This window comes from Odoribacter sp., from assembly GCF_985060555.1.
Window position 1 is genome coordinate 47348 of record NZ_CFKYFN010000037.1, and the last position, 12513, is coordinate 59860.

9 protein-coding genes are annotated in these 12513 nt (G+C 42.6%); all 9 read right to left on the bottom strand.

Features of this window, described 5'->3' with window-relative positions:
- Nucleotides 1–51 precede the first annotated feature (51 nt).
- The 9 genes from AC5RDS_RS05085 to AC5RDS_RS05125 all read right to left on the bottom strand — a co-directional run bounded on the left by AC5RDS_RS05085 (nucleotide 52) and on the right by AC5RDS_RS05125 (nucleotide 12401).
- Nucleotides 52–3141, bottom strand: coding sequence for an AsmA family protein (locus AC5RDS_RS05085; RefSeq protein ID WP_494222238.1), 3090 nt, complete (start codon nucleotides 3139–3141; stop codon nucleotides 52–54).
- Between the two features lie 23 nt (nucleotides 3142–3164).
- A complete protein-coding gene (locus tag AC5RDS_RS05090; RefSeq protein ID WP_195426622.1) occupies nucleotides 3165–4331 on the bottom strand; it encodes an exo-beta-N-acetylmuramidase NamZ family protein in 1167 nt (388 codons plus the stop codon).
- A 7-nt stretch (nucleotides 4332–4338) separates the two neighbouring features.
- Nucleotides 4339–5361 carry a DUF4837 family protein gene (locus AC5RDS_RS05095; protein WP_368318201.1) on the bottom strand — a complete coding sequence of 341 codons (1023 nt, stop codon included), beginning with the start codon at nucleotides 5359–5361 and terminating at the stop codon, nucleotides 4339–4341.
- 29 nt (nucleotides 5362–5390) lie between these two features.
- The gene (locus tag AC5RDS_RS05100; protein ID WP_022161142.1) at nucleotides 5391–6167 is read right to left on the bottom strand and encodes a DUF3108 domain-containing protein; all 777 of its coding nucleotides are present in this window, start codon (nucleotides 6165–6167) and stop codon (nucleotides 5391–5393) included.
- Between the two features lie 6 nt (nucleotides 6168–6173).
- Nucleotides 6174–8045, bottom strand: coding sequence for an Ig-like domain-containing protein (locus AC5RDS_RS05105; RefSeq protein ID WP_494222239.1), 1872 nt, complete (start codon nucleotides 8043–8045; stop codon nucleotides 6174–6176).
- Between the two features lie 98 nt (nucleotides 8046–8143).
- On the bottom strand, nucleotides 8144–8872 hold the full coding sequence (locus AC5RDS_RS05110; RefSeq protein ID WP_013613354.1) for a ComF family protein: 729 nt from the start codon (nucleotides 8870–8872) through the stop codon (nucleotides 8144–8146).
- Nucleotides 8873–8906: 34 nt separating this feature from the next.
- On the bottom strand, nucleotides 8907–10322 hold the full coding sequence (locus AC5RDS_RS05115; RefSeq protein ID WP_013613353.1) for a glycoside hydrolase family 16 protein: 1416 nt from the start codon (nucleotides 10320–10322) through the stop codon (nucleotides 8907–8909).
- A 78-nt stretch (nucleotides 10323–10400) separates the two neighbouring features.
- Nucleotides 10401–11150: an energy transducer TonB gene (locus AC5RDS_RS05120; protein ID WP_118102861.1), complete on the bottom strand. Its 750-nt coding sequence runs from the start codon at nucleotides 11148–11150 to the stop codon at nucleotides 10401–10403.
- A gap of 15 nt (nucleotides 11151–11165) precedes the next feature.
- Nucleotides 11166–12401, bottom strand: coding sequence for an ABC transporter permease (locus tag AC5RDS_RS05125; protein WP_013613351.1), 1236 nt, complete (start codon nucleotides 12399–12401; stop codon nucleotides 11166–11168).
- Nucleotides 12402–12513: the final 112 nt, after the last annotated feature.

Here is a 12513-nt window from a genome sequence, read left to right on the forward strand (position 1 = left end):
TAAACTTTATGGACTTTATAAATTTTCGACTGATTTAATCGAACATTTTTTCTATTCTTTTCCTTCTTTTAATATCGTGCGCATTCGTTGCCGGAGGTTCAATTGTGTACTATCGACTTTAGCTTTTCGCGAAGGGATAAAAAGATCCTTGTATTTCGCTTTCGTAATGCGGAACTTCATCTTATCGAGATTCCCTGAAATATCCACACCGGCCCGGAAAGGCAAAGGTGATTTCAGGATAGAGATATGATATTTAAAAGTCATATCGATATTGTGTTGTCCCCCGACAGCAGCCTTATAACGGTCGATTTCTACCAGAAAAGGGAATATCTCGATCGTCCCATCCTTCACCATTAAATCTACTGAAATACTATCGATCATATTCCGCTTTTTATTCTTAAACATCAGCATTTTCGAAATTTCAGCAAAAGTCTCCCCATCCATCAGCACCAGATCGCGGCCGTCCAGATAAGCCGCAGCCCTTAGAGTCGGCAAATCGATGTTCATGGCAGAATCCAGCCACGAATCTGCAGCAATGTGAAAATCCACCAGTCCCTCGAACGACCTCAGCATAGGGAAAAGCGTATCTAAAGAAGGGATCAGTCCAACCAGACTATCGATCCGAATGTCGTGCATCTGCAAAGCAAAACCGGCATAAGCCTTGGTGGTATCTGTCGCCCGATACAGAGCCGTGGTACTCATATTGGCAGCCGAAGAACGTAATTCCAGATCCGATAGCTGGATGCATTGATTGCGCATAACTACTTCTCCATGAATACTATCCATTTGCAATTTTCCAAACAATACTTTCTTTATATCGGTCTGGAAAGTAAAGTCGATACCAGGAGGAACCACAAACAAGCAATTACTTCCTTCCAAAGCAGTAGTATCACTGACAACAGGAACTTCATCCATATCGTCCACTTCTGTAGAAATCGTATCCCGGAAACCGGCTTTCACCTTCTCCATATAGGCCGTTCCTCTTTCCATCGCCCGCATCAGCTGATTGCAATCTATTCTATCGGAAGTAACCAGCAACTGAGCTTTCAGCTCTTCTTTCTTAAAAAACGACTTAGCCAGATTAGTCACATTTCCGGTAAGCCGCAAATCCGAACGCCCCAGATGCAGCACGGCCGAATCCAGCTGAATTTCATTCCGGTCGAATCTCAATCGGGTACCCGGCATCCGCATACGCACCGGAAAATAAGGCGTATAAGCCCTTAGACCGGTAAAATCGACGTATCCTGTCGGAAGCCAGATCTTCGTATTACGTTTACTCCGGACAGCCTCGACTTGTACCTCTGCCTTGGCAAAATTCAAACGGTTGCCCATAGCCCGCAAGCGCAAACTATCCACCTGCAGTTCTGCATTGATCTGAGGAACTTTTTTATTACGCTTCGAGGGCAACAGCGAAGCTTTAGCATTCGCCTGTTTCAACCCCACCAGCAAAGTATCACGGACGATAAACACCATCCGTCCCAAATGTAGGTTAGCCCCCATGGAAGCCACTACAGAAGTATCTTTCAATGGCGAAGTTCTCAGCGCCAGATAAGTCGTATCCATCAACAAACGTACCTTATTGCGGACATGGATATCCAATCCGGAATAACCGACCACTCCGTTCAATAAATCCGTTCCCTGGACAGACTTCGTATTCTTGCGGTTAGCGGCAAAAACCAGTCCTGCCGACTTAACATTCATAACGATACTATCCTTGGGGATAAAAATATTCACATCCTTCATTTGACCCCCCCCGCCGATTCTCAATTTCCCATAATCAGCATTCCGGACATCTTCGACCAGGACATCCGTTTTTAAAGAAGTATTCAGCGTACCCCGGCAAGTAATTCCATCCGCCAAGGGAAAGATTTTTGTCAATTCTTCAAAATTCACCAAAGCCTTTACTTCAGCTTTCAGGGTAGGTGCTGTCAACAAGCGTTCGGCATCGCCCGCCATATCGATATCGATACCTCCACCTTTCATACAGAAATTCCGCAAATTCACATAAGACTCCTGTTCTTTCTGCAAATCGATCAAAGCAAAAAGATCTACGTTCAGGGTATCGATTTTCGAAGGCATACCGGGATAAGCGATAAAGCCATCTTTGATCCGAAATTCAGAAGTCAGCAAGGGAATATTCTGTTGACCGTAAATACCTTTAATCTCTCCCTGGCACAATACATCTCCCCGCACCTCCACATTTTCAGTCTTATGCAGAATAGTATCGGGCACCAAGTCCAATAGTGTCTTTAATGTCGGAATATGTATTCCATACTTTAAATTCACCAGTAAAGTATGATTTACGGTATCTCCTCTTAAAGTTCCTCCGGCTCTGAAACGGATACCGTTTACATCGACTACGGCTTTCTCCAAAGTGTATAATAAGGAATCCCGGTTGATTTTCATACCGGTTTCTATTCCGAAAGCCAAACGGTTGACCAGCAACTGTCCTTCTTGCCAAAACAATACGTTTTCAGTTGAAAAATCCAGTTTCAGCCGAGAACGGCGTTTACCCAGATAGCCATCTACTCCAAGGTTTATTCCGGTCAATCGGGTATACAAACGCGTATTCCGGTCATCGAAAACAAGCCTTCCATTCCGGATTCTAACATTCCGCAAACGTATTCCCGAATCGAAAGTAGTGGTATCCGCCATCGTTGTATCTACAGTAGTCGTATCTGCCGCTATCCGGAGTATATCCCAATTGGGAACACCGGCCGAATCTACATAAGCATATATCTCCGGCTGTTCCAATACGAAATCCTTCACCACAATACGGTTCTTAGTCAGGTAAGCGATCGGATTTATAGTCAACAGACAAGATTTTATATTCATCAAGGAATCCTGCATGGTCGGCTCGCTATTAGCCGTACTATCACGGAATGTCCCGGAAATAACAGAAGCATCGTCCAATTGAATTCCAAAATCCGGGAAAGTAGAGAAAAAAGTCAATTCAATATTTCCAAAATGTACCTCGGCATTCAGGTATTCTTTTGCAGTCTTCTCTACCAAAGGAGTTAATTTTGCCGGGGTAAAGATAAAATGAATAACAATAGTGACACCGACCAAAATCAGTACCACTAAAGCTAACAGGCTCCAGAGAGTCCATTTCAACACCCGTTTTCCCAGTGACTTTTTCATCTTCAATCCACTAATTCAATAATTTATTTATAGATCAAATACTTCTCTCTGATTTTCTGAAACTCTTCCAATGGAGAACGCCAGGCAGCTCTTATCTGCTGCTCGCTCTTACCTGCCTCAATATCTTTTCTGAGTTGATCTGTCCCGGCCAATTTCTCGAAAAAAGAAGTGAAAAAAGGAGTTTTTCCGGTATAATTCCGATAAGCCAATAGTAACCAATCCACACGTAACCGTTGTCCCTCTCTCACCTCATCGTATTTATTCCTCAGGTCCATGCCATAGCATTTCAATCCCAGGCATTTGGGATTTTTACTCATACCGGGAATACTTTCGGGTACAAAAGTATAAGGCATACCTTTCAATTCGGGATGCCCGAATACCTGAAAGGGAGTATAGGTCCCACGCCCTTCACTGACTACCGTTCCTTCAAAAAAACAAACCGAAGGATACAACATGACCGACACTTTATCGGGCAAATTGGGAGAAGGTTTCCGGGGTAAATCTACCGTCATACTCCTATTCCATCCCTGACAAGGAATCACCGTCAAATCACATTTCTTTTTATCTTTCAACCAACCTTCTCCATTAATCATCCGGGCATACTCACCGATAGTCATCCCATAAACGACAGGAACCGGATGCATTCCGACAAAAGACCGGTATTTCATTTCCAATACAGGCCCGTCTACATAAAAAGCATTCGGATTCGGACGGTCCATAACCACAAGCGGAACCTGATTCTCGGCACAAGCCTCCATCACATAGTGTAAAGTAGAGAGATAAGTATAAAAACGGACACCGACATCCTGCATATCGAAAACAACCACATCCAATCCCTGCAAATCCGCCGGACTCGGTTTTTTCTTCTTTCCGTATAAGGAAATGACCGGTAAACCGGTCTGCCGATCCCGGTAATCACCCACCGTTTCCCCAGCATCGGCATCTCCTCTGAACCCATGTTCCGGACAAAAGATACGTATCAATTGTACCTGATGATCACGCAGGAAATCGACACTATGCTTATATCCGTCCCCGGTTTCCAGCACAGCAGTCTGATTAGCCACAATCCCGACCTTTTTGCCTTCCAACAAACTCCGGTATCGGTCAAAATGCTGAATACCCGGAGAAACGGCTTCAGCCCCTCCGATTATTCCACACCACAAACACAGAAAAAAAATGCACTCTCTCATTATCCCTTTATTTCTTTTCTTCCTCGGGGAAATCGATTTTCATAGAATTTACAATACTTTCCACTTGTCTCAACATATTCCGTTTTTTACCATCGGGAGCGTATACATAGCCCATCATATAGATAATACGGCTATTCTTTTCATCCAATACGACATTCAAAACAAACGGCCCCCCCATAAAATCATTTTCGGCAGTCCACAAACCTCTGATAAGCAAAGCATAATGAATTCCGTCATATTTATAAAAAGCAGCAGTCATCGGAGTCTTCAGATCCAAAGCCATCCAGGTACTATCCCGGGGCCCAGGAATATATTTCTTCAACTCTTCATTCATCCGGTCCAGGATAATCTGGTAATCCATCTGACTTTCATGTTCATATTTTTCTTCAAAAAAAATGATCCCCTTGCTATCGACCCGGGTCTCGGAAGAAATCCATACAAAATTCGAAGTATCTTTATTTATATAATATCCTCCGGGACAATACAACAGGAGGTCGTACTTATTCTTAAACATATTGAATATCTTCGTATCCGGTATTTTCTTGTATACCTCGATCAAACGGTCACGTTCTGCCTTGAGATACACGTTCATCATTTTATTTTTATTGGCATTGAAGATTTTATAAAATGCCTCTACATCCGGTGCACTGATTTGAAAAATCTTCTGAGAACGAGCCCAGGGACTCTCGTGAAACACGATTGAAGCCGTATCGACTTTATCCTTAATCGAAACAGTCAGTATATTCCGATGAAAACGGACATTTTTTTCGAAATTAGAAGGCGGAAGATTGATCAAATCAAAGACCGGTTCGCCCTGAGGTAAGCCCAATTGAGGCTGTCCGAAAAATTCCTTGATAGTATCCCCGACATGACCTTCCCACAAAGTTTTCGGCATAACGACGAGCAGTTCATTCGTAGAACCGCTGACAGGAGGTAAAGCTGACCGCCGGGCACCGCCACCTTCTTTACAAGAGAACAAAAAATAACTCAGGGTCAACACCAGCAGACTGACTAATATTCGTATCTTCATTTTATTATGATTTAAAATATACATTAAACTTATTCTGTAAAATCCCCGTATTTACTAGCCGAACGATCTAAAATCGCCTTTACCGATCCGACCAGAATTTTCGCTTCGACCATCAAAGGAAGCCGATATTCGTCTTTACTCAACCAAATCTTCATATTTTCGCCTCCTTTGAATACCTCACCTTCAACCAACAAGGGAGAAAAAACGTAACATTCCTGTTTCCGGCCGGCAATCTTGCTTTTCACCACACCCAGATAACGGATATACAAATCATAAATTTTACTATCGATCAAAATCCGGATCGGAATCAAGTCGTTTTTTTGGTATTTATCAAAATCCAACTCCCGGGCCATCCAGGCAACCGAAAGCATATCATAGGTTTGACCGAGTAGTTTCACCGTATCTGTCCGTCTGAATTTTCCAATCCGATGGATATCTCCCAATACGACAGAATCGTCATAATGAAATGTATAATCGAAAGTCTTATGATAATTCCCTTCATGAGCTTTTCTCGAAAATTCATAGGGCATAAAAGTATTCTTGTCAAAATGCGATATCAGGGTGTCCCTGATCGTGAATATCCAATCCCAGGAAGGTAAAGAATAACCCACAGCTTTTAAACGTTCGGCATTCGGATATTTTTCGGAAGTCGTCAACGAAAAATCCACCCGCCCAGCCTTGACCCAAATAAATCCCCAGTTATAATATCCGGTATATACCAACTCTTCTATAGGCGGGTATTTCGATTGGGCACAAAGCGACAGGCTTCCCCCCAATAACAACATCAATATCCAAATTTTTTTCATATCCTTCTATTTATCACTCTCATCCTTATACGGCTTCAACAAATTAAATTCCTGCTCAATATCAAAATTTTGTTTGACACTGATTTCGACAGGTAAATAAACGATTTCTTCAGGCTGTTGGTTCTTCAAATACAAACCGGTATCCCAAATTCCATTGCCATTGGTATCCAAGATCGCCCTAAACTTGTATTTCCCCTCGGGAATCAACGGGAAAGTGACCTGTCCATCCTGGTTGATAATTTGCTCCTGTACCACTGCATAAGAACGTTTTCCATTCTCAGATTTCCCATTATCCGACTTATAGAGTTGTAGAATAACCTGTCCCTGCACGCCACTCACATTGAGCATAATCTTCCCGTAAAATTCTTCCTGACGCACTTTGAATTTTTTCTCCAGTTTGTTATTATGCCGTCCATAAATATCGTTGACAGAAGCAGAATCCAAAGTCAACAGATATTCCTGCCCGGCTTTCCAGGAAGCATCGATATAAATACGCCGGATCTTCAGACTATCTTCTTCCAGGGTAAATTTCAGCGGCTGATAAAGTGTATCCACTTTCTCCGATATATGCAGATTCTCCAAGCCCGCCTTGTCGACCGGCCGGTTAAATTCCAACCACAAACGGGCACCCAAATCAAAATCGTTACCGGCATTCGATTTTATTTCCACAAACTCAATCGCCGGAGTTTCAGGTTCGTCTTTCCTGCCCTTCTTATTGTCGGGTTTCTTTTTGTCTTTAAATGTATAGCGGCTGGTATCGGCAAAAGTCGTCAACCGACCGGTACTATCTGTCCGCAAGTAAGAAAGGATAACATTCAAGGTATCTTTTTTATACACGGTAGAATCTTTAATCCACAAAGCCAATGTATCGTTTCCGGCCGAATGTTCCAACACATACCAATCCTCCGGTAGCGGTTCCGTCGACAAGGTATCGAACAAACGGGCCTTAAACTCATTCTTTCCCGGAATACTAAAGATAAAATCGAGGCGTTCCCGTTCCTTCCGGTCATCATCGGTCATATACAACTGGGTCAGCTTTTCCTGAAACAAACGCAGATAAAGATTGTTAGGCCCAAATCCCAGATATTCCTGTGTGACGATACTATCCCTCATCGTTGTGTCCTGCCCGACGATTTTATCGACAACCCGGAACGTATCTACCCGGGTCATAGTCATCACCACGGGACGCACCAAGGTATCCAGGTAAGCAAACATTTCTGCTTCGGGCGTATATTTATAATCCCGGTTATCGTCCTGAATCGCCACGACACGATAAATCGTATCTTTCAAGTTCGTCAAACGGAAAAAACCGGAACTATCCGTACGGGCGACATAGTCAGGCACCTCCAGCAAAGGCATCGAATCCGCCAGATTAGAATACAATTCGACATATACATTTAAAACCGGTTCGCCGGATTCCGCATTCACAACCTGTCCGCTCAATTCCAACGAATCGATTTCATTCCCGGTAGAAAATACATAGCGATAAAATCCCAAAGGATTTCCCTCGTTATTATCGGATATAGCATCTGCAAAATCCAAGGTATAAGTGGTATTCGGTTTCAAGGAATCCACAAATTCGACTTGTACATATTTCCCCTTTAAACGAGGCTTCGGTTTTTTCTTTTGAGGCGGAGAAATAATGAACTTCTCGTTAATATCTTTTAGCTGGACAAACTCATCGAAATAAATGTTCACCCGCTTTTTATCGAAATTTTTAGTAAAAGAGGCCGGTTCTTCGAGGATCACTTGGGGTGGGGTCGTATCTTTGGGTCCACCTTCGGGATATCCCCGGCTGGCACAAGCATAAATCACTACTGCCATAACTAACATAGCCAGCCACTCCCAGCTGAAAGCTCTATCGTCGTTCTTCTTCATCCCTATTATCTATTTACTCAGTCAGATCTCAATTTACAAAGATAAACTATATCGGACAAAAGGGGAATAGTTAAAGGGAAAAAAGTGAAAAGAAAAAATCAGACCGTTTGAGCCAGACACCCTAAAGAGAAACGCACATTTCCTGCCTGAGCCAAAACCTGCAAACAAGCACCGATCGTAGCTCCTGTCGTTATCACGTCATCGACCAACAATACCTTTTTTCCTGTAATTTTAGCGGGATTGCGCAACTCAAAAATATGCTCGACATTTTTAAGCCTTTCGCTTGCATTCTTCCCGGTTTGCGATGCATTGTTCCGAACCCTGAAAAGCACATCGTCATAAATGTCTACTCCTATCGTTTCGGCCATACCACAAGCAATTTCCCGGGCTTGATTAAATCCCCTTTCTTTTTCCCTTTTGGGATGTAAAGGCACCGGAATGATACAATCTGCCTCACATTCATTTTTAATCTTCTCTCCCAGCAAACGGCCGAGATAGATACCCAGAGACCGATGAGAACGATATTTAATCCGGTAAATCAAATTTTTATAGGGGCTGAATTTATTATAATAAAACAAAGAGAATAATTTTTCAGGCCGGTAAGCGGCATCGAAATTCAACAACACATCTTCCTGAATAGCATAGGCCTGATCGGAAAACGGGAAATCAGCCAGACAGGCGGTACACAAATACACTTCACCTTTCATCAGGCTTTCCCCGCAAACGGTACATATCCGGGGGTAAAACAATTCACAAACAGCCCTTCCCGAAGACAACAATCTGTCTTTTAGCCATCTTCCGATTCGCAATCCAAGCTGTCGTGTCATAAATTCAGGTTTTAGCCATCCGACCCCATCATATTCAACTTTTCAGACGATATCCTCTGAACCAATCTATTTCCATACGTGCGGGTAACTGTTTTTCCAGAGGTTCTTTATTGGTTCCCAAAGAGAAAACGACATACATCGGAACGTCCGGGATATGTTCGGTTTCCTCTTTCACCACCAGATCGTTTACCATCCACACCATTTTATTTTCCGTCCACTCCAAAGTGAAAATATAATAGGCATTATCGAGCTCCAGCTCTTTGATTAATTGGATATCTTTATTGACCGCTGTACGATAAGAATACACTCTTCCCATATGTACTCCATCGGCCTCACACTTCATGATTTCCACATGAGGCACCTCTGTATCCCCCAGCATCCAAAAACAAGAAGTCAGGGCACAACGATTCAGCTTAATCTTAGCCTCAAAACGACCGTAGCGCTGCCTCAAAGCAGTGGCAGAACTAATCATAGCAGAGGAATAATCGTATTTTTTCTCCCGTATTCCTACCTGCCGGTCCCAATATTTTCCGATGATCGATTCTTTTCTAAAATTCAGACAAACCGCACTCTCACCGAAGGTGATATTATCCGGTGAGTACAACTGCATATCCTCTCCCACCCCATAGGTATCGTTCAAAAACCGCTCTCCGGCATAATAACGGGTAATCCATTTGGTTTCATCCAGGCGTCCCTGATTGAAATCGTCTTCAAACACCAATTGCCATCTCCTCATACTATTAAAATAAGGGTCCTGAGCCAATAAGATATATTTAGCTATTTCGGGGCGCTTTTTCAAAGCATCGAATTCGCAAAGTAATTGATAATCTTCGGTCGTCTGATACCGGTTTTTATTCAAGAGATAAGCTCTGTTTCGCTTGAATTCTTCCGAACGGATATAAGTTTCCAAATGCGTAAACTTTTGTGGCAAATCCGTATCTTTAACCTCACGGTATTCTTTAAAACGACGTAATTTCTCTAATTTGATCAAAGCAGCGATCTTCGGCTGACGAATAATTTCCTGATAAGCTTTATATTCGACGGCATGTAATTTCTTATCGAAACCGGCCGACATAACCATCACTTTCAGCTTCTGATACTCCTGATATTCAGGCAAAGCTTTTACCCGCTCATACCCCTTCAATTCTTCAGAATCGGCAATCAACAGATAAGATTGTAACTTACGCACCTTGAGCAAAGCTTTATATTGCCGTTCTGCTTTATAATATTCGCTGTCCTTATAAGAGAGCTGTTCGATTTCTTTCCGTCTTTCCTTAAACTGAGCACTATTTACATACTCTTCAAGCTCGCGATAACGTTTTAGCTCTTCCCCTTTTTCCACCCTCAGAAACAATTCTTCATCTTCACGGAATACGGCTCTGAAAGTTTCCGCTTCATAGGTCGTACGAAGTAGTTTATGCTTAGAAAATAAAAAAGAAAATAATCCCATACACTACAATAATTAACAGATCAGACACTATCACACATCAGATAGCAAAGTTAATGTAAAAAAAACAAAAAACCTATTTTACTGCTTTACAAAATTATAAGTGATCGTACCTTTCTGCAGCGCAGGGGCGTCCGGTTTTTCATTAAAACGCGAACGTTTAGCAGCATCGGCAGCCACCCGCCACAAACAGTCGTCCGACTGAGACTGATCTTCCAAAATTTTAGCTTTCTGGACCACACCTTTCGGATTAACCAGTATCTCGACTACAACTTTACCTCCATATTCACATTTAAATACCGGAATCGGCAGAAAACGGGCATACCGGTCTTTCAGATTATAACTGACACTACTTTCACCGGCATAAAAAGTAGATTTCAAAGAATCCAGTTCCTGTTCCCGTTTATCGCGATCATTTTGCAAACTGTCTTTTTGGTAATTTTTATCGCGTTGGGCTTTATAACGTCCGCTATTTCCTTCTTCTTCCAACTCCTTCAAAATCTCGTCCACATATTGCTGTACACTGGCATCCGCTCTCTTTTCCGGCTGTACGGCATTCTCATTGACAGCAATGGAACGCAACATGCGTTCGACCTCTTCCTGAGAAGTCTTTTGACGAATTTCCTCTTTTCGTTGCTGCTCTTCCTCTTTTTTCTGCCTCTCCTCCGGAGTCGGGGTATCCATAACGATTTCCATCTCCGTATGAACCTGAATCCGGGAAATTTCCATACTCAATAAAAAAATAGCCAGGACCAAGTGAAAAATCACGGTACCCATAATCCCGCGCCGATGCGGAATAATCCATTTTTCTATATATGCTTTAAAATTCATCTTCATTACTTCACGTTACTCGAAACGAATCGCTTTAATCGGTTTTATCCTGGAAATCAACATCGTCGGCACGACCAACATCAACACCGAAACTACCAACACTCCGACATTCAATAAAATAATATAGACCCAATCGAAATAAATCGGCACCGTATCCATATAATAAGTAGCCGAATCTAATCTGACAATCCGAAACAGAGCCTGCAAACCACCTAAGGTAAGAGCCAAAATATTACCTACCACCATCCCTTTGCCAATCAATCCGGCAGCTATATATAAAAACAATCTCCTCAGACGTATATTCCGATATCCCAAAGCTTTCAAAATCCCGATAAAGGAGGTCTTATCCAAAATCAGGATCAACAAACCCGACACCATATTAAAACCGGCAACCACAACAATCAGCGTCAGGATGATCCAAACATTCATATTCAACAGATTCAACCAATCGAAGACCTGAGGAGCCGTTTCCCGCAAAGTAGTGATTTTATAAAAATCGTCATCCTGATTCATGGGCAAGGTGTCGTCCAACTCCGCCTCCACCTCTAATATGCGTTTCATATCGTTCAGTTCCACAGCAATACCGGAAACCTCCCGGGGCGCCCAATTGTTCAATTTCTGTAAATGCCTGATGTCACACACCGCCAGCATTTCGTCATACTCCTTAAAACCGGTATCGTAAATTCCCTTCACCGTAAACACCCGTGCTCTCGGCGGATCTTGTACAAAATGTGCCGTAATTTTATCACCGGGACTGACATTCAATATAGCCGCCACAGCAACTGAGATCAACACCTCACGAGAAGGTTCGGCCTGAAAAAAATCAGGGTATTCGCCCTCCCGAAGATGCTTCCGGTAGAAAGAAGCATCGTAAGAGGAATCCATACCTTTCAAAATTATACCGTGAATTTCTTCCTTACTCTTCAAGATCGCCGGTTTTGTCACATAAGCATACATCTGCTTTAAATCGGACACTCTCCGGACCACTTCCAACAAAGAATCGTTCAGCTCGATCTCACTTCCCGAATAAGCATCTTCATGATCATAAGCCGTAATGCTCAAATGAGCCATAAATCCCGACAATTTAGTGGTTATCTCATTTTTAAAACCGGTAATAATCAGGATCGAAAGCAGCATCACACAAACTCCTAGCGCAATACCGGCTAACGCAATTTTTACAATCGGCACAGATACCGCTCCGTTTTGTTTTCCCTTCAATAATCTTCTTGCTATGAATAATTCAAGATTCACTCCGTCACCAATTAGTTAACCCGACAAATTTAAGGGAAAAAATTGTTTATTCATTTATTTAAGGATCGGTTTATTTGCCAAACAACGGATTCCCCCAAAATAAAACGACAGC